The 17,700-nt window shown below is 52.4% G+C and carries 16 protein-coding genes; 3 read left to right on the top strand and 13 right to left on the bottom strand.

The window, feature by feature from the left end:
* Positions 1-5: 5 nt before the first annotated feature.
* The 3 genes from FW415_RS02415 to FW415_RS02425 form a co-directional block, all read right to left on the bottom strand.
* Positions 6-3,347, bottom strand: coding sequence for a methylmalonyl-CoA mutase family protein (locus FW415_RS02415; protein WP_148382708.1), 3,342 nt, complete (start codon positions 3,345-3,347; stop codon positions 6-8).
* A gap of 515 nt (positions 3,348-3,862) precedes the next feature.
* Positions 3,863-4,567, bottom strand: coding sequence for an NUDIX domain-containing protein (locus tag FW415_RS02420; RefSeq protein ID WP_148382709.1), 705 nt, complete (start codon positions 4,565-4,567; stop codon positions 3,863-3,865).
* Between the two features lie 51 nt (positions 4,568-4,618).
* Positions 4,619-6,238, bottom strand: coding sequence for an amidohydrolase (locus tag FW415_RS02425; protein WP_148382710.1), 1,620 nt, complete (start codon positions 6,236-6,238; stop codon positions 4,619-4,621).
* A 123-nt stretch (positions 6,239-6,361) separates the two neighbouring features.
* On the opposite strand from FW415_RS02425, the gene ligA reads away from it, so the two are divergent.
* A complete protein-coding gene (gene ligA / locus FW415_RS02430; RefSeq protein WP_246858883.1) occupies positions 6,362-8,458 on the top strand; it encodes an NAD-dependent DNA ligase LigA in 2,097 nt (698 codons plus the stop codon).
* Complete coding sequence (locus tag FW415_RS02435; RefSeq protein ID WP_148382711.1) at positions 8,455-8,901, top strand: nucleoside deaminase; 447 nt, start codon at positions 8,455-8,457, stop codon at positions 8,899-8,901. The genes ligA and FW415_RS02435 overlap by 4 nt, the downstream gene beginning before the upstream one ends.
* A 231-nt stretch (positions 8,902-9,132) precedes the next feature.
* On the opposite strand, the gene FW415_RS02440 is transcribed toward FW415_RS02435, so the two are convergent.
* A complete protein-coding gene (locus FW415_RS02440) occupies positions 9,133-9,342 on the bottom strand; it encodes a hypothetical protein (protein WP_148382712.1) in 210 nt (69 codons plus the stop codon).
* 236 nt (positions 9,343-9,578) lie between these two features.
* Positions 9,579-10,166 carry a LuxR C-terminal-related transcriptional regulator gene (locus tag FW415_RS02445; protein WP_168208633.1) on the bottom strand — a complete coding sequence of 196 codons (588 nt, stop codon included), beginning with the start codon at positions 10,164-10,166 and terminating at the stop codon, positions 9,579-9,581.
* A gap of 360 nt (positions 10,167-10,526) precedes the next feature.
* Between FW415_RS02445 and FW415_RS02450 the strand changes: the two genes are divergently transcribed.
* On the top strand, positions 10,527-11,120 hold the full coding sequence (locus FW415_RS02450) for a superoxide dismutase (protein WP_148382714.1): 594 nt from the start codon (positions 10,527-10,529) through the stop codon (positions 11,118-11,120).
* A gap of 83 nt (positions 11,121-11,203) precedes the next feature.
* Here the strand turns inward: FW415_RS02450 and FW415_RS02455 are convergent, their stop codons facing one another.
* From FW415_RS02455 to FW415_RS02490, 8 genes are all read right to left on the bottom strand, one after another.
* Entirely contained in the window at positions 11,204-11,980 is a 777-nt protein-coding gene (locus FW415_RS02455) for a DUF1080 domain-containing protein (protein ID WP_148382715.1), read from the bottom strand.
* 11 nt (positions 11,981-11,991) lie between these two features.
* On the bottom strand, positions 11,992-13,380 hold the full coding sequence (locus FW415_RS02460) for a Gfo/Idh/MocA family protein (protein WP_148382716.1): 1,389 nt from the start codon (positions 13,378-13,380) through the stop codon (positions 11,992-11,994).
* A 356-nt stretch (positions 13,381-13,736) separates the two neighbouring features.
* A complete protein-coding gene (locus FW415_RS02465; RefSeq protein WP_148382717.1) occupies positions 13,737-15,398 on the bottom strand; it encodes a S41 family peptidase in 1,662 nt (553 codons plus the stop codon).
* A 33-nt stretch (positions 15,399-15,431) separates the two neighbouring features.
* The gene (yidD, locus tag FW415_RS02470; protein ID WP_148382718.1) at positions 15,432-15,662 is read right to left on the bottom strand and encodes a membrane protein insertion efficiency factor YidD; all 231 of its coding nucleotides are present in this window, start codon (positions 15,660-15,662) and stop codon (positions 15,432-15,434) included.
* A 64-nt stretch (positions 15,663-15,726) separates the two neighbouring features.
* On the bottom strand, positions 15,727-16,128 hold the full coding sequence (locus FW415_RS02475) for a ribonuclease P protein component (protein WP_371417054.1): 402 nt from the start codon (positions 16,126-16,128) through the stop codon (positions 15,727-15,729).
* A gap of 16 nt (positions 16,129-16,144) precedes the next feature.
* The gene (rpmH, locus tag FW415_RS02480; protein WP_012788729.1) at positions 16,145-16,300 is read right to left on the bottom strand and encodes a 50S ribosomal protein L34; all 156 of its coding nucleotides are present in this window, start codon (positions 16,298-16,300) and stop codon (positions 16,145-16,147) included.
* Positions 16,301-16,608: 308 nt separating this feature from the next.
* Positions 16,609-17,127, bottom strand: a complete 519-nt coding sequence (locus FW415_RS02485) for an OmpH family outer membrane protein (RefSeq protein ID WP_148382720.1) — start codon at positions 17,125-17,127, stop codon at positions 16,609-16,611.
* A 56-nt stretch (positions 17,128-17,183) separates the two neighbouring features.
* Entirely contained in the window at positions 17,184-17,699 is a 516-nt protein-coding gene (locus FW415_RS02490; protein ID WP_148382721.1) for an OmpH family outer membrane protein, read from the bottom strand.
* Between the last annotated feature and the right edge of the window lies 1 nt (position 17,700).

Raw genomic sequence — 17,700 nt, forward strand, 5'->3', positions numbered from 1 at the left:
AGATACTACATATTCCTCCTATACTGCCCCCCCACTTCGTACAATGCATGCGTGATCTGCCCCAGTGAACAATACTTCACCGTTTCCATCAACTCGTCAAAAAGGTTCCCGTTGCGCACGGCTGCATCCTGCAACTGCTGCAGCTTTGCAGCGCACTGGCCGGCATGCCTTTCCTGGAAAGCCTGCAGGGTATTGATCTGGAACTCCTTCTCCTCTTTTGTGGAACGGATCACTTCGGCGGGGATCACCGTAGGAGAGCCGTTTTTGTTCAGGAAGGTGTTCACACCGATGATGGGGAACTCGCCGGTGTGCTTGAGCGATTCATAATACAGGCTTTCCTCCTGTATCTTGTTGCGCTGGTACATGCGCTCCATCGCGCCCAGTACACCGCCGCGTTCGGTGATGCGGTTAAACTCGGCCAGCACGGCTTCTTCCACCAGGTCTGTCAGCTCTTCCGTGAAAAAGCTGCCCTGGTTGGGGTTTTCATTCTTCGCGGTGCCAAGCTCCCGGTTGATGATCAGCTGAATGGCCATCGCGCGACGCACGCTTTCTTCCGTGGGCGTGGTAATGGCTTCGTCATACGCATTGGTGTGCAGGGAATTGCAGTTGTCGTATATCGCGTAGAGGGCCTGCAGGGTAGTGCGGATATCGTTGAAGTCGATCTCCTGCGCATGCAGGCTGCGACCGGAGGTCTGAATATGATATTTCAGCTTCTGCGAACGGTCGTTCCCCTTGTACTTGTATTTGATGGCCTTGGCCCAGATCCTGCGGGCAACGCGACCGATCACCGCGTATTCGGGGTCCATACCATTGCTGAAGAAAAAGGACAAGTTCGGCGCAAAGTCATCGATATGCATGCCGCGGCTCAGGTAATACTCCACGTAAGTGAAGCCGTTGGCCAGCGTAAAGGCCAGCTGGGTAATGGGATTGGCGCCGGCTTCCGCGATGTGGTAGCCGGAGATGCTCACGGAATAGAAGTTCCGCACTTTACGCTGAATGAAATATTCCTGCACATCGCCCATCAGCTTGAGCGCAAATTCGGTGGAAAAGATGCAGGTGTTCTGCGCCTGGTCTTCTTTCAGGATGTCTGCCTGTACGGTACCGCGCACGGTGCTGAGGGCATGGGCCTTGATCTTTTCATAGACTTCCGGCTCCAGCACATCGCTGCCGGAAACTCCGAGCAGGCGGAGACCGAGGCCGTCATTCCCTTTGGGCAGCGCTCCATTGTACTGCGGCAGGGGATGGTCTTTGAATTTTTTACGGATGATGGCTTCCACTTTTTCCGTAAGGCCGTTCGCCGCGATATATTTTTCGCATTCCTGGTCTATCGCCGCATTCATGAAAAAGGCCAGCAGAATGGGCGCGGGCCCGTTGATGGTCATGGATACGGAGGTTTTCGGATCGCAAAGGTCGAAACCGCTGTAAAGTTTCTTCGCATCGTCTACCGTGGCAATGCTCACCCCGGAGTTACCGATCTTGCCGTAGATATCCGGCCGGTAAGCGGGGTCTTCGCCGTACAGGGTCACGCTGTCAAATGCAGTGGACAGGCGTTTTGCCGGCTGGTCTACCGATACATAGTGGAACCTTTTGTTGGTACGCTCGGGACCGCCTTCCCCGGCAAACATGCGGGTGGGGTCTTCGCCTTCCCGTTTCAGCGGGAACACCCCGGCTGCGTGAGGGAACTCACCGGGCAGGTTTTCCGTGAGCTGCCAGCGGAGGATATCGCCCCAGTCCTTATACTGTGGCAGGGATATTTTCGGGATGCGGGAATGGGACAGGCTTTCGGTGTACAGCGGCAGCTTGATCTCTTTGTCCCGCACCTTATAGGCATAATGGTCCGCGCGGTATTTCTCCTGCAGTGCGGGCCAGTTTGTGATGAGAGCTTTGCAGTCCGCATGCAGCTGGCTTTGCAGGTGGCTGCTGATCTCCTGCAGGTCTTCCGGATGGCGGAGACCGGGTATTTGCAGCGCGCCTTCCACCTGGTACCATTGCGTGGCGATAGTGCATTGCTCGGTTACCCAGGCGCCGTATTCCCCGATGGTGGTCACGATCTCCGCGAGATAGCGCACCCTTGCGGGCGGAATGATCATGGATTTGGTGGAGGTGGCGGATACCGGTTTATCCGGATGGTCTTCCCCGAAGTGGATACCCGTCTTTTCCAGGATGCGGTGCATCAGGCGGTCGAACAGCTGGTTCACACCGGGATCGTTGAACTGGGAGGCGATGGTGCCCACTACCGGCAGTTCCGCCTCTTTGGCTTCCCAGAGATTATTGTTGCGTTTGTATTGTTTGCGCACGTCGTGCAGGGCATCGAGCGCGCCGGCTTTATCGAATTTATTGATGGCGATGAGGTCCGCATAGTCCAGCATGTTGATCTTTTCCAGCTGGGAGGCAGCACCGTATTCGGGTGTCATCACGTACATGGACACATCGCAGTAATCCACAATGGCAGTGTCGCTCTGGCCGATGCCGGAGGTTTCGAGGATGATGAAGTCGAAAGCGGCGGCCTTGCAGATGTCTATCGCTTCCTGGATGTGGAGGCTGATGGCTTTATCGCTTTCCCGGGTGGCGAGGGAGCGCATGTAAGCGCGGGGGTGGTGGATGCTGTTCATCCGGATGCGGTCTCCCAGCAGGGCGCCGCCGGTCTTTTTCTTGGAAGGGTCCACGGATATCACCGCGATGGTCTTGTTATCATATTCCCGCAGGAAACGGCGTACCAGTTCATCTGTCACGCTGCTTTTTCCCGCGCCGCCGGTGCCGGTGATGCCCAACACGGGCGTGGCTTTGGCTGCTTTTTTCAGTCCCGCCAGCTGGCCATTGAGGGCAAAGTTCTCCGCATAGGTAATGGCTTTGGCGATCTCGGGCGATGCATCTGTATGCAGCGCTTCGCTGTCCAGCTTCCAGTCGCCCTGCTGCACGGTGGCGAAATCGCATTGTTTGATCACGTCTTCGATCATCCCGCCCAATCCGAACCTGCGGCCATCGTCCGGCGAATAGATACGGGTGATGCCATAGGCCTGCAGCTCTTCGATCTCGGAGGGCAGGATGGTGCCGCCGCCGCCGCCGAAGATGCGGATATGCCCGCAGCCTTTTTCATGGAGCAGGTCGTACATGTACTTGAAAAACTCGATATGCCCCCCCTGGTAAGAGGTCACCGCAATACCCTGCGCATCCTCCTGGATGGCGCAGTCCACGATCTCGGCAGCCGAACGGTTATGCCCGAGGTGGATCACCTCCGCGCCGGTGCTTTGCATAATGCGGCGCATAATGTTGATGGCAGCATCGTGACCATCGAATAAAGCGGCCGCGGTAACTATGCGGACCTTATGTTGTGGTGTATAAGACATGCGCGCAAGTTACGAAAATAGGCGCTGTAGCGTGGTCTGGCCGAAATTTAGTATCAATTGAACAGGGAAGATGAATCCTTTGAAATTGTTTAACCGCAATCGGTTATCGATGGATAAAAAACAAAAGAGGCTGACTTAAAAGGAAAATCCTTGCGAGTCAGCCTCCGGATGCAGGAAAGTGTTAAAATGAAAATCCTGCTAATTCATAACGTGGAATCGATAAAATGCAAACAAAAAGTATGTTGGATGCCATCGGGTAAATAAATGGCGATGTGTACGCGTGTTTAGAGTTTCCTGTTAAAAAATAAAATAGTTGAATTGTGCAATTTAGAATCTGGTCTCTGGCTACAGTCAATATCGATATAACGCTAATATGCTAGTGTGTATATCTTACACAATCTTAATTAAATTTTTGTTAAAAACCAATTTTTTTATGATCCTTATTATAAAAAAGCAGGAACAGCTGTTTCGCGGGCTAACCGGCAGGAACTAAATAATTGAAAATCAATATCGGACTAAAATCCGAGGCTTTTCTTCTGCCGCTGGCTGTACTTCTCCTGGTTGAACTTGTACAGCCTTGCGGGCCGGTGCTTTACCGCCTGTTCTTCTTCGTTGAGGTCAACCAGGTAGTCCATTGCAAAGAATTTCTTGCGGAAATTCCGGCGGTCCAGCTTCACATCCAGTATGGCTTCGTAGAGGTTCTGCAGTTCGCGGAGCGAGAACTTTTTGGGGAGGAGGTTGAAGCCGATGGGCTGCTCAATGACCTTATGCTGCAGCCGCTGATAACAGGTGGCCAGTATTTCGCGGTGATCGAATGCCATGTGGCTGATATCCCTGACGGCATGCCAATGCAGGTCGTTATTGTGGGTCTTCAGTTCCACATGCCCGATGTTCACCAGGGAATAAAAGGCGATGGAGATCACACGGCCGGCGGGATGCCGGTCTATTGCCCCGAAAGCCTGCACCTGTTCCATATACACATCCTCCAGTCCGGTACGCTCCCGCAACACCCGGTAAGCGGCTTCTTCGAGGTCTTCATCAGGCCGCACGATATCGCCGAGCAATGACCATTTGCCTTTGAATTCATTGAGATCGGATTCGATGAGCAGCACTTTCAGCACATCTTCATCAAAACCGAAAATGACACAATCAATAGAAATAGCTGCCTTGAAATAATCCCGTATCTCCGTGAGATGGGTATTAATGTTCTTGGTATTCATAACGGTGGAAAGCGTGGAACAATAATAAATATAATGATAATCTCCTGCCCGTCATAACCGGACGCCGGAAATAAATGTGCCTTGTATCTTCGTTTGCAGCAGCTGTGCTTCAGGAACGCTCAGCAGGTCCTGGTCTACAATAATGAAATCCGCTTTTTTGCCGGGCTCCAGGCTGCCTTTGACAAGCTCTTCAAACGATGCGCGGGCGGGCCAGATGGTCATGCCGCGCAGGGTTTCTTCGCGGCTCAGCGCATTCTCCGGTTGAAAGCCCGTGGCCGGATAGCCGGCGGCATCTTTCCGCACCACAGCGGCATAAAAGGTCAGCAGCGGATCGATGCGCTCAACGGGAAAATCGGTCCCCAAAGGCATCCAGCCGTTCTGTTCCAGCAGTTCCTTAAAGGCATAGGCGTGTTTTACCGTTTCATCGCCAAGGCGGTCTTTCGCCCAGTACATGTCTGACGTCGCATGGGTGGGCTGCACCGATGGCACAATATTGTTGTCGCCAAACCACCCGAAGTCCGCCGCGTCTACGACCTGTGCATGCTCTATTCGCCAGCGCTTGTCGTTTTTCCCTTTCAGCACGTCTGCGTATATACGAAGAATGGTGCGGTTCGCAGAATCCCCGATGGCATGGGTACACATCTGTATATCCGTACCCGCCAGCAAAGCGGCCTGCTCCGCAAAATACGCCGCATCTTTCAGCATGAACCCTTTCCAGCCCGGTTTATCATGGTAATCATGCAGCAGGCATGCCCCCCGCGAACCGAGGGCCCCATCCCCATAAAATTTTATCCCCCGCACCTGGTAACGCTCTTTCACTATGGGGCCATGCTGCACAAGATGGTCGATATGCTCCCGGCTGTCGCTCAGCATGATATTGAGGCGCAACTGCAGCTTCCCTTCCGCATAGAGCTTATCCAGGAAGGCGACCTGCGGCAGGGCAAGACCGCAATCCGTAACACTGGTCAGCCCCGCAGCGATACAATTGGCCTGTGCCTTCAGCAGCGCGGCTTCCATTTCCACGGGTGCGGGATCGGGCACTTTGGCCGCCACCAGGCCCGTTGCGTTATCGATCAGTATGCCGGTAAGCCTGCCGTTGCGTACTTCTATCGTGCCGCCTTTGAGTGTTTGCCCGGCTTTGATGCCTGCTGCGGCCAGTGCGGCGCTGTTGGCGATGGAAGCATGCCCGTCTATCCGTTCCAGCAGTACCGGCGTATGCGGGAAAAGGCTGTCCAGCCGCGCTTTGTCCGGAAAAGATTGCTCCGGCCAGTCATTCTGGTCCCACCCGCGGCCCAGTACCCAGGCCGATTGATGATCCGCTGCAAAGGCTTTTGTCCGCTGCAATACCTCATCCCAGCTGCGGGTGCCGGTAAGGTCCACTTGCAGGAAAGACGTGGCATATCCCCAGAAATGCGCATGCGCATCGTTGAAACCCGGATACACCGCAGCTCCGCCGGCATCGATCACGGAATCGGCAGAGAATTTCCGCTGTATGAGATCGTTGCTGCCGGTGGCGATAATAATGCCGTCCCGCACCGCCATGGCTTCCACTACCGTGAATGCGGAATCCACCGTGTATATCCTGGCGTGATGGATGATCAGGTCCGCCTGCTCCGGGCGGGCACAACCAATAAACAATAACAGTATGAAGACTAGGGAGAGGTATTTCATCTATCGTGTTTTTCTTGTAAGGGTCTGCAAATATTGCTGTGCTCCAAAATTTTACCCGGCTGTTTCCTATACTTGCGTTAAAGGAAAGACTAAATTTACGGCAGTGTTTTGATATAGCAATTTATGATGTACACGAAGGAAACGGAAATTACGCTGGCCCGGCTGGGGCAGACATTACTGTCAAAGCCCCCGCAGCAGTCCCCCAGCGATATGATAGACTCGCTGCGGCAGGTGCTCCGGCATAGCGACTGGCGCTATTATATTCAGGACGATCCCATTCTCAGCGATGCGGAGTACGACCAGCTTTTTGCCTGGCTGAAGCAGCTGGAGAAAGAACATCCGGAACTGGTAACGCCGGATTCCCCCACGCAGCGCGTAGCGCAGGGGCTGACCAAAGTATTCCCCACCGTGCAGCACCTGGTGCCCATGCTCAGTCTCGAAAACTCCTATGATGCGGATGATCTGCTGGACTGGGACCGGAAAGCCCGCGAGATCAGCGGGCTGGATGAAATCGAGTATTGCATCGAACCGAAATTTGACGGCGCCAGCATATCACTGATCTATGAAGATGACCGGCTGGTGCGCGGCGCTACCCGTGGCGATGGCGTGCAAGGCGACGAGATCACCGTCAACATCCGGCAGATCCGCTCCATTCCCCTTACCGCCAGCTTCTCCGCTTACGGCCTGCAACAGATAGAGCTGCGCGGGGAAGTGCTGATCAATAAAAACACCTTTAAAAAACTGAATGAGCAAAGGACGGGCGAGAACCTGCCGCCGCTGGCCAATCCACGTAACGCAGCCTCCGGCTCGTTGCGCATCGTTGATCCCAACGAGGTAGCCAAACGGGGACTGGAAGCCTTTCTGTACAATATGAGCTATCATACGATGATAGAGAACAAGGAAGAGCCGCCTGCGCTGCTGACGCACAGCGGTACGCTGGATATGCTGGCACAGCTGGGTTTCCGCAGCCCCGCAAAAGAAATGAAGGTGGTGCGCGGCATACAGGCCGTGATCGATTATTGCCTGGAATACGAAAGCCGGCGGGATGACCTGCCTTACGAGATCGATGGCATGGTGATCAAAGTGAACAGTTATGAGCTGCAGGACCGGATGGGCATGACCACGCATCATCCCCGCTGGGCGATGGCGTACAAGTTCAAAGCGCGGCAGGGTACCAGCAAGCTGCGGGCCGTGGAATTCCAGGTGGGGCGCACCGGCTCCGTTACACCGGTAGCCAAGATAGACCCCGTGCCTATCGGCGGGGTGATGGTAGGTTCCATGAGCCTTTTTAATGAAGATGTGATCCGGGAAAAAGACCTGAAGATCGGGGATACCGTACTGGTGGAAAGAGCGGGCGATGTGATCCCCTATATCGTAAAATCGATGGCAGACCTGCGCGACGGCAGCGAAACGGATATCGTCTTCCCGAAAAACTGTCCCGTTTGCAAGGATGCGCTTTTCAAACCCGAAGGCGAGAGCGTGTGGCGCTGTGTGAACATCAACTGCGAAGCGCAGGTGGTGGAAAGGATGATCCACTTCGTCAGCAAAGATGCGATGGATATCCGCAGCCTCGGGGAGAGCAATGTGCGCAAGTTCTATACCCTCGGGCTGCTGAAAGATGTGCCGGGCATTTATACGCTGGACTTTGATGCTATCGGCCAGCTGGAAGGCTTCGGCCCGAAATCCGTCAGCAACCTGCAGGCCGCTATAGAGAAATCGAGGGCCCAGCCATTGCACCGGCTGGTATTCGGACTGGGTATCCGGTATGTGGGGGAGACCACGGCCAAAACACTCGCCCATGCGGTAGAACATTTACTAGATATGGCGGGATTTACGGAAGAGCAGTTGCTGGCACTGGAAGATATCGGGCCCAAAGTAGCCGGATCGGTGCGGCAATTTTTCAGTAATGAGGATAATGTGCAGATGCTGCAAAAGCTGGAAGCGCTGGGCCTGAACCTCCACAGCACCAAAGGCGCGCTGTCCGCAGAAGGAACGTTAAGCGGGCAGACCTTCCTGTTCACCGGCACGCTGCACAAGCTGAAACGCAGTGAAGCTGAAGAACTGGTGGAACAGCATGGCGGCAAGATCGTGAGCGGGGTGAGCAGCAAGCTCAACTACCTGGTGGTAGGGGAAGATGCCGGCAGCAAACTGGAAAAGGCGAAGAAGATCAATACGGTGAAGATCTTGTCTGAAGATGATTTTATAAAGATGATAGAATGATGAACGATGAACATTTCATGCGGCAGGCCCTGCAGGAAGCCCGTAAAGCACTGGAAAAGGATGAAGTGCCCATCGGCGCGGTGGTAGTGATGAACGGGCAGATCATCGGCCGGGGTTACAACCAGGTGGAGATGCTCACGGATTGTACGGCGCATGCGGAAATGATAGCGCTGACGGCGGCTTTCAATTATCTCGGCGCCAAATACCTGCCGGAAGCCACATTGTACGTGACCCTGGAGCCTTGTGTGATGTGCGCGGGAGCATTGTACTGGAGCAAGATCGGGCGCATCGTGTATGCGGCGGCAGATGACAGGAACGGGTATCGCCGCGTAACCGGCAATACATCGCCTTTTCATCCAAAGACAAAGGTAGAAACAGGCCCTTGCGGGGAAGAAAGCCTCCAGTTGGTGAAGGGTTTTTTCTCCGGCAAAAGAAAACAATAAAGGATATGGCCGAACCTGCGGCAAGCAGGGAAAGACTGGGGCTGTCCGATGTAATGGGGCTTCAGGCAATGACGGCCTGATATATCAGCACCATCACTCCGGGCAGCGGGGTTTTCAGGGTTTCCAAATTCAGGATGCAAGACCGGTAAAAACGTGGCGTTTACAAGGGCAACAAACAACGAATGAACGTTGTCCGCAAAAGGCAATGACCATGCATCAGGCAGGTCTTATTTATACTTTCTGGCAGTTCCTGAGATATATAAATACATCATCCAGCTCAATCTGTTTCAATTGATAGGCAAGCCGGGTTTTCAGGTCCTCCGTTTCTTCTCTGATTTTTTTGTACTGGTCTTTTAATACCTGATATCTGGCCGTTATTTCCTCGGACGTGGCGGATTGGTCCAAAGCCAGTATATCATACGCCTTCTCTTCGGTTATCATAGTGATAAGTATTACCTCAAAAAACTATCCAAATGAACTCCGTGTCTAATTCAGGCTACTAATTTAGTGGAGTTTGACTCCCCGGAAAATACCCAAGCTTGGGTATTTTTGGGCGCGTCCAAATCGCGCGGAAATGTGCGTCCCCGGCCGTTATAAATTAGAAATGGAAATATGTAAACTGATTATCAATGGTAAAAAATATTCATTTGTTTGCAATTGCTATTCGTTTCGGAGAATTACTGCAAACCGATCTGTTTGGCCAGGGCAACAAGTTCCGGGGTATTGCGCACTTTTAATTTGAGGCGGATATTCTTGCGATGGGTTTCAATGGTATATCTGCTGAGGTTGAGTTTCTCTGCGATCTCTTTGTTGTTATGGCCGCGCGCTGCCAGGATGAAGATGTCTTTTTCCCTTGCCGTCAGCTTGTTCAGCACATCTTCGTTCCGGCGGCGGAGCAGTTCCCGCAATGCTTCGCTGATCTGGCTGCCGGTGTCGATGGCATAGGAGAAATCCAGGAACACGCAGATCACGTCTTCCACATTCCCTTCTCCGTCGAAAGTGAAGGGCAGCCCTAATCCTACCAGCCATACCCATTCGTTCTGCCCCCGCTTGCGCACCCGCAGCAGGCCGCCAAACATCCCTTTCTTGTCCTGGAACGATTGCTGGGAAATATCAAGAATGGCTGCGTCATCCGGGTGAGTGATGGCTTTGAAAAAGTCGGTGCCGAGTGAGAGGATCTCTTCCAGGGAATAACCCATTGTGTCTGATAGCTGCCGGTTACACCAGTTGACGGCCTTTTGGGAATTGTTGGAAGTATATATCATTGCAGGCATTTTATGTACAACTGCCTCCAGATGTTCAAGCCGGCTCCTCAATTGCGCGTTCTCCGAAATCAACGTTTCCAGAGAATCGCGTGGTTCTGTGCCCATGTCCTGCATATATTTGTTTTAAACAAACAATAGTGAAAACTAACGATGAATACTATACGAATATAATTAAATGCTAAGTAACGGTTATAACACCTTTATGTAAATATAAAAGAATTGGCCATATATCCAACCGTTGTTAACATGCCGGGCCTCCCCGGATCGGGGTTTTCATAAAGGTTTGACAATTCCCTCATTAGGCAGTATTTTTGATGCTCTAAGAAAAAAGCAATTCTTTAACCCATAAAAAATTGGATTATGGCATTTACACTTCCTGCTTTGCCGTACGCTACGGATGCGCTGGAACCGCACATCGACAAGCAAACGATGGAGATCCATCACGGCAAGCACCACCAGGCTTATGTTGACAACCTGAATAAGGCGATCGCAGGCACGGAGCACGAGAATAAATCACTGGAAGAACTGGTAGCCAATGCCGGCAGCATCAGCCCGGCAGTAAGGAATAACGGCGGTGGTCACTGGAATCACAGCTTCTTCTGGGAAAGCCTCGGCCCCAAAGCCGGCGGCACTCCTACCGGCAAACTGGCGGATGCGATCAACAGTACTTTCGGTTCTTTTGATGCATTCAAAGAAAAATTCAATGCTGCAGGCGCTACCCGCTTTGGTTCCGGCTGGGCATGGCTGATCGAGAAAGACGGCAAGCTGGAGATCACTTCCACGCCTAACCAGGATAATCCCCTGATGGACGTTGCGGAAGTTAAAGGCAAGCCCATTCTGGGTGTGGACGTATGGGAACATGCGTACTACCTCAAATACCAGAACCGCAGGCCCGAATACCTGGCCGCTTTCTGGAACGCTGTGAACTGGGATGCAGTAAGCAAAAGGTTCTAAGGCTGTAAAAGCATTTTCAGAAAAAAGGCTGTATCGGAGATTCCTGATACAGCCTTTTTATTATTCACGCCATTACGGCGATACTACAATTCCCTGATCTTGAAATTTTTGAACCATATCTCACTGCCGTGGTCCTGCACGCAGATATGTCCTTTTTTCGCCACACCGTACCCTTTGTATTCCTTCCATTTACCGGAGGTTTTCTTTTTCTGCCATTCATCGGTCCACATTTCGGAATCCACCACTTTCTCTCCGTTCAGCCAGTGCTCAACATGACCGTTGTTCACGACGATCTTTGTGTGGTTCCACTCGCCTATTGGTTTTGCCGCCAGTTTGGAAGGCGGGTCCATGGCGTAATTGGCGCCTGATTTCTGCCAGTCTTCCAGTTTTTCCGGGAAGTTCTCGTCGTCTATCAGCTGGTATTCCGGACCGCTCATGTAGGGTGCGTCAAATTCTTCGGTCACGAGGTAAAGGATACCGCTGTTGCCCTGCGGCGCGATCTTCCAGTCTGCTTCGAGCTCGAAGTTCTCATACTGGTCATTGGTGATGAGGTCCCCGCGCATATCGCTTTTGTCGGTAGCGCTGCCGGTACAGTGGAGCGTGCCGTCCAGTACGCCCCAGGTATTGGATTCCTTGTTTTTATAGATACGCCATCCGTCCAGGTTATTGCCGTTGAACAGGAGCTTCCATCCTGCGGCCTGCTCTTCAGCAGTGAGGGTATTGGCGGGAGGTTCCATGGCTGCTCTGTTTGCGCTGCCGATGGCCGTATCCGCACCGGAGCCCTGATTGTTCGGATTATTCCCGCAGGAGGCCGCTGCAATGGCAATAGCACAGGCTGCCGGGAGCAATAATCTTTTCATCTGTTAGTATTTTACTTGTTTACGGTTTTCAGGTTCTTCGGGTCCCAGTACATGATCTTGTTCTCGAAATAGCTGTCGTTGCACAGCAATGCAGGCGCTGCGGCGCGGAAGCCGAACAGGGCGTCTTCACTGACCTTTCCTTTTGTGCGCATGGCATTGAACAGATTGTAAAAGTGATCGAAGTGCGCGCCTTTATATCCTTCCTCCGCGGCATACTCCAGCTTGTCCGGCGGCAGCATATCTTTCCGCTCGTACACGTATTGTTTGCCGGTATCTTTCTGCTCTTTGGTCTGCAACAGGGGATCGTCCGTAGCGGCGTAGGCTTTGTTGCGATAGAGGGTTACTTTGTCCCACTCCACGGTCATGGAGCCTTCGCTGCCTACCATGCGCAGGTAATTGGTACCGCCGGTACCGTCTACAAAGTTCACCCGGAGGGAGAGATTGAAGGCGGGGTGGATATCGGTCTGCGGGTAATCGAACATGCCGAGCATGACATCGGGCACTTCACGGCCATCTTTCCAGTAGCGGAGGCCGCCGGTAGCCATGATCTTATCCGGACCAATGGAGCCGGTCACCAGGTGCAGGCTGGAGAACAGGTGTACGAACAGGTCTCCGGAAACGCCGGTGCCGTAATCCCGGTAATTCCGCCAGCGGAAGAAACGCAGCGGATCGAAGGGCCGTTTTTTATTGTTGGCGATGAAGGCGTCCCAGCCCACGGTAGCGGGGGAAGCATCTTCGGGGATGGGGTACTGCCAGGCGCCGAAGGGCGACATGCGGGCCCAGAAGCCTTCCGCGTAGTTCAATTGCCCGATAGCGCCGTCTTTCAGCAATTCGCGGGCCTTTTCATTACCCAGGGAGCTGACGCCCTGGCTGCCTACTTCGTACACAATGCCTTTGTTCCTGTTCTGCGCTTCCACAACGGCAGCGCCTTCGGAGACATCATGCACCATCGGTTTTTCACAATAGACGCTTTTGCCTTTGTTCATGGCTGCTACGGATATGTCCTTATGCCAGCTGTCCGGTGTGGCAATGATCACGGCATCCACATCCTTGCGTTCCAGGATCTCCTTGTAGTCGCGGGTGGTATAGATGTGACTGCCCCATTTCTTTTTGGCATCGGCGAGACGGCCATCGTAGAGGTCGCAGGCGGCCACCAGCTTCACACCGGGCACCTGGATGGCGGTGGATGCATCGGCAACGCCCATACCTCCGGCGCCGATCAGCGCCACCTGTATCTGGTCGTTCGCACTGTAATGGTCCTTCTGACGGCGAAGCTGCTCAAGGCTTCGCTTCCTGTCTGCTGCTGTAATGATACCGGGAAACAGGGAAGCGCCGACTACTCCTTTAGCCAGTTTGGTAATGAAGCCGCGGCGTGAGTTTCCTTTTGAATGTTCTGTCATGCTGTTTGCTTTTATAGTTTGGACGTGGTTTTCGGGAAATGTTAATTTAACGATTATATCCTGTAAATCATCATACTTTTCTGCCGGGAGGGCCGGTGTATAACGACAATAAAGTCTGCCAGGCGGCGTAGCGGAACACTGCATTCATACAAAACAAATAAAGATAACAGGTATAAAAAAACGAAAAACAATTTACCCGTGCAATGTAAAACACGGATAAATTGTCAATTCGTTGATGATTTACGGGGATTGAGCGTTTTGTGGCGGGGCACTGGCGGCTGCGCCTGCTCAACCACCGGAGTTGCATTTTTGCGGTGGGGCAAGCGGGAATGCATGCTCATGGCCGGCGCCGCGGCCTAATTCTTTCTCCCGGTCAGCAACTGCTGGTATTTCTCCGGCTGATGCAGCAGCGCTACCGCTTCATCCACATCCTTATCCCAGGAAAGCCCTTTCTCGATCCTTCCCTGCTGCGGGTAGTATCGGTTCATGATCTCTTCTTCCAGCAACTGCTTGATCTCGGTCTTGTTCCGCAGCAGGTCCTGCTTTTTATCGTGCTTCATTTTGGCCTGCAGCGCTTCGAATTCTTTTGAGAGCCCATCGAAGTATTTTTCCCTTTCAGCGGTATTGCGGAACATTTCCAGCGCTTCTTCGCTGCGGGTTTTATAGCTGTAGTCCTTCCCATCCAGGAACTCCCCGAAGTCCTCGAATTCCGCTTCGGTAAGCGAGAACTCGGCTGCCGGTTTTACCTGGGGATGGGCGTAATAGTAGCGGGTGGCATAGTCGAAAATATATTGCTTGCGAAGCAGGGTCACGGCTACCTGGCTGAGCATGGTGCTTTCCACTTTGGCATCCGGCTCTATGCCGCCGCCGTCTTTCACGGGCCGGCCGGCTGCTGTGGTGAACGAACGGCGCAGGGAATCCGGCACATAATCGGCTTCGCCTTCCTCGTTCCGGGTGGAATAGTCGATCGCCTGGATGCAGCGGCCGCTGGGGGTATAATACCGGGCGGTGGTCACTTTCAGTTTGGCGTTATAGGGCAGGGGACGGGTGGTTTGCACCAGTCCTTTGCCATAGGAGCGTTGCCCTACAACAAGGCCACGGTCCAGGTCCTGCACCGCACCCGCCACGATCTCTGCGGCTGAAGCGGAGGAGCGGCTGGTCAGCACCACCAGCGGGATGTTCAGGTCCACGGCGGGCTGCATGGTCTTGTATTCCCGGTCCCAGCTTTTCACCTTGCCTTTGGTGCTGACGATCAGTTGATGCTTGTCGATAAAGATATTGGAGAGGGTCACGGCTTCTTCCAGCAGGCCGCCGGGGTTGCCGCGCAGGTCCAGCACCACGCCTTTCAGCTGCGGGTTGCTCTTTTTCAGCTGCTCGAAGCTTTCCTGCACCTGCAGACCGCTGTTTTCTGTGAACTGCGTCATTTTAATATACCCGATGTCGTTGCGGATCACGCCGGCAAAGCTGACCGGTTTAACATTGATATCCTCCCTGACGATCCTGCGGGGTGTTTCCTGGCCATTCAGGGGATGCCTGAATACCATATTCAGCACGGTGCCGGGATTACCTTTCAGGATACTGCTGACATCCTCCTGGGCCATACCTTTGGCGCTTTTGCCGTCCAGGGATACGATGATGTCTCCGGGTTTCACGCCGGCTTTGGCCATGGGGCTGCCTTCGTACACATCGGTAATGGCCGTCCAGTCCCCGTCCGTATAGATGGAAGCCCCTACGCCACCGTATTTGCCGGTAGCCATGAAGCGCAGTTCATCCAGGTTCTCTTCGGGCACGAAATCCGTATAGGGGTCCGTTTCCTCCAGCATGGCCTCTATACCTCTGTGCATCAGCTTCTCGGGCGGGAGGTCCTCCACGTAATAGGTATTCAGCTCGCGGTAGAACGCGGCGAAAATATCAAGGTTCTTGGCGATGAGGAAGTACTTGTCGCTGTTGCGGAATGCGACGAATACCAGGCAGAGGCCCAGCAGCGAGAACAGTACGATCTTTTTGGATAAACGCATGTTGACAATTTAAATGTTGAGGGATGTCCGGTGTCAGGGAACCGGATCATGACCATGGCCTCCCCAGGGATGGCACCGCAGTATCCTGCGGGCGGTGAGCCATGTACCCCTGAAAATACCGTGTTTCTGGTAGGCTTCAAGGCCGTATTGGGAGCAGGTGGGCGTGAACCGGCAACTGGATCCCAGGAAAGGGCTGAGGCACCATTGATATAGCTTGATCAGAAAAATAAAAGGGAAGCTTAATATAACCGATAGTTTCTTCAAAAGTTAAAAATTATTCACCAAAAGCAGAACGGCTCCGTTCATCATGTCTGCATCTTTCCGTTCTCTACTTTTCACTTTTTGCTGCTTTGGCCAGTCTTCCTAAAATTACCGAAAATTTGTCGCGGAGGGTAGGTAAATCGGGGATTTTTTTGTCGGTATAGATAAAAAATACGGCCAGTTGGGTCGGGGTGTCCTGCAGGGCATCATACAGCAGTTGTTTCTGGAGGCGGTAGCACTCCCTGCCGAGGCGTTTGATGCGGTTACGGTCTACCGCACGGGGGAATTTGCGGGATGATACGCTGAAGCCGGCCTGAACGGGGTATTTCTCCGTAGTGAGCTTTGCCGGCATATAGATCACCCGGTAGGGGAAAACAGAAAACGCTTTTCCGTCCCGAAAAAGCGTTTCAATCATTTTCCTGCTTTTTAACTTCTCTTCCTTGTTAAAAGAATAAGTTTTTATGGCAATATGCGTTTATTGCGGATTATTTCAGCTTACGTTCGTCAGAAACGGTCAGTTTCTTTCTTCCTTTCGCTCTGCGGGATGCCAATACTTTACGGCCGTTGGCAGTTTCCATTCTCTTTCTGAAACCGTGTACGCTCTTTCTGCGTCTGTTATGCGGTTGAAAAGTACGTTTCATTTGTAGTATATGTTTTTATCAGTGGTCAAATGGGACTACAGTCTCATTTGTAGTATATATTTTATCAGTGGCCAAATGGGACTGCCGTCTCATTTGTAATTTATGTTTTTATAAGTGGTCCGGCGGGGACAACTTAATACCCATCCCGTTTTCAGCTGGCCGAATACCTTCAGCCCCGTTTAAAACGGAAAGCAAAGGTAGGGTAAAAATTTAAAAATCAAAAATCAAAAGAAAAAAAGCCTTAAAAACAAAAGCAGGCCTGCCATACGGCCGCCTGCCTTTCTATAACTTTTTAACATTTATCTCTCTTACTGAACGCCCAGCTTCGTTTTCACGGCGGCCAGGATGTCGTCTCCGGCGGGAGATACCAGCAGCATGCCTTCAGAGCTGTCGATCACATAAGCATAGCCTTTTTCCTTCGCTACATCTTCAATAGCCTTGCGTGCTTTATCGTACACGGGTTTCAGCAGTTCATTCTGCTTGGTGCCGATCTTCTCACGGGCAATGGTTTCATAGTCCTGGATGCGTTTCTGAGCTTCCTGGATCTCTTTCACCTTAACTTCCTTCATGGTTTCGCTCATGGGCGGGGTGGCCTGGGAAGCTTTGTCAAACTCCTGCATCTTCTTGTTATATTCATCGATCAGGGTTTTGCTTTCTCTTTCCAACCCTTGTGCGAAAGTTTCGATATCAGTTTGTGCTTTTTTAGTTTCCGGCATTGCCTGGATCAGGGCCTGGGCATTGATGTGTGCGATTTTGGATTGTGCACTTGCCTTTGCGCTGAATAAACCGGTGAATGCAACAAGTGCAATAATTACATACTTCTTCATGATGTTGTCTTGTGTTTAAAAGAAATTAAAATGTTATAGGTCAAGTATTTAAGGGATTATTTTTTGACTCCCAGGGATTTAAGAATGTCTTCGCTCTTATCCAGTTTCGGATCGGAGAAAATAACGGTGATACCTTCTGACTTGTCCAGCACAAAGTCGTACATCCTGCTGGCAGCCAGCTTCTGAACGGCGTTGTAGATCTTGTCCTGTATCGGTTTCACCAGTTCCTCGCGTTTCTTGAACAGGTCTCCTTCATAGCCGAAACGTTGTTTCTGCAGGTCTTTTGCTTCTTTTTCCCGGGCAATGATCTCGTCTTCCCTTTTGCGTTTCAGGGCGTCGGTGAGCATTACGGATTCTGCCTGGTAGGATTTATACATCCTGTCCACTTCCTGGAACTTTGCGTCGATCTCTTTCTGCCACTGTTCTGCTATCGCATCTATCTTCTTCTGGGCTTCCGAATAGTCCGGAATGCTTTCGAGGATATACTTGGTGTCGATCACGCAATACCGCTGCGCCAAAGCTCCGAATACCGTCCCTAAAACCAAAGCGGCCGTAATGAATACTTTCTTCATG

The sequence above is a fragment of the Chitinophaga sp. XS-30 genome (assembly GCF_008086345.1).
Classification (GTDB): Bacteria; Bacteroidota; Bacteroidia; order Chitinophagales; family Chitinophagaceae; genus Chitinophaga.

Bases quoted from the DNA above. Each gene is read 5' to 3' on its own strand.
- FW415_RS02415 (WP_148382708.1), bottom strand. From the start codon at position 3,347: ATGTCTTATACACCACAACATAAGGTCCGCATAGTTACCGCGGCCGCT.
- FW415_RS02420 (WP_148382709.1), bottom strand. From the start codon at position 4,567: ATGAATACCAAGAACATTAATACCCATCTCACGGAGATACGGGATTAT.
- FW415_RS02425 (WP_148382710.1), bottom strand. From the start codon at position 6,238: ATGAAATACCTCTCCCTAGTCTTCATACTGTTATTGTTTATTGGTTGT.
- ligA (WP_246858883.1), top strand. From the start codon at position 6,362: ATGATGTACACGAAGGAAACGGAAATTACGCTGGCCCGGCTGGGGCAG.
- FW415_RS02435 (WP_148382711.1), top strand. From the start codon at position 8,455: ATGATGAACGATGAACATTTCATGCGGCAGGCCCTGCAGGAAGCCCGT.
- FW415_RS02440 (WP_148382712.1), bottom strand. From the start codon at position 9,342: ATGATAACCGAAGAGAAGGCGTATGATATACTGGCTTTGGACCAATCC.
- FW415_RS02445 (WP_168208633.1), bottom strand. From the start codon at position 10,166: ATGATATATACTTCCAACAATTCCCAAAAGGCCGTCAACTGGTGTAAC.
- FW415_RS02450 (WP_148382714.1), top strand. From the start codon at position 10,527: ATGGCATTTACACTTCCTGCTTTGCCGTACGCTACGGATGCGCTGGAA.
- FW415_RS02455 (WP_148382715.1), bottom strand. From the start codon at position 11,980: ATGAAAAGATTATTGCTCCCGGCAGCCTGTGCTATTGCCATTGCAGCG.
- FW415_RS02460 (WP_148382716.1), bottom strand. From the start codon at position 13,380: ATGACAGAACATTCAAAAGGAAACTCACGCCGCGGCTTCATTACCAAA.
- FW415_RS02465 (WP_148382717.1), bottom strand. From the start codon at position 15,398: ATGCGTTTATCCAAAAAGATCGTACTGTTCTCGCTGCTGGGCCTCTGC.
- rpmH (WP_012788729.1), bottom strand. From the start codon at position 16,300: ATGAAACGTACTTTTCAACCGCATAACAGACGCAGAAAGAGCGTACAC.
- FW415_RS02485 (WP_148382720.1), bottom strand. From the start codon at position 17,127: ATGAAGAAGTATGTAATTATTGCACTTGTTGCATTCACCGGTTTATTC.
- FW415_RS02490 (WP_148382721.1), bottom strand. From the start codon at position 17,699: ATGAAGAAAGTATTCATTACGGCCGCTTTGGTTTTAGGGACGGTATTC.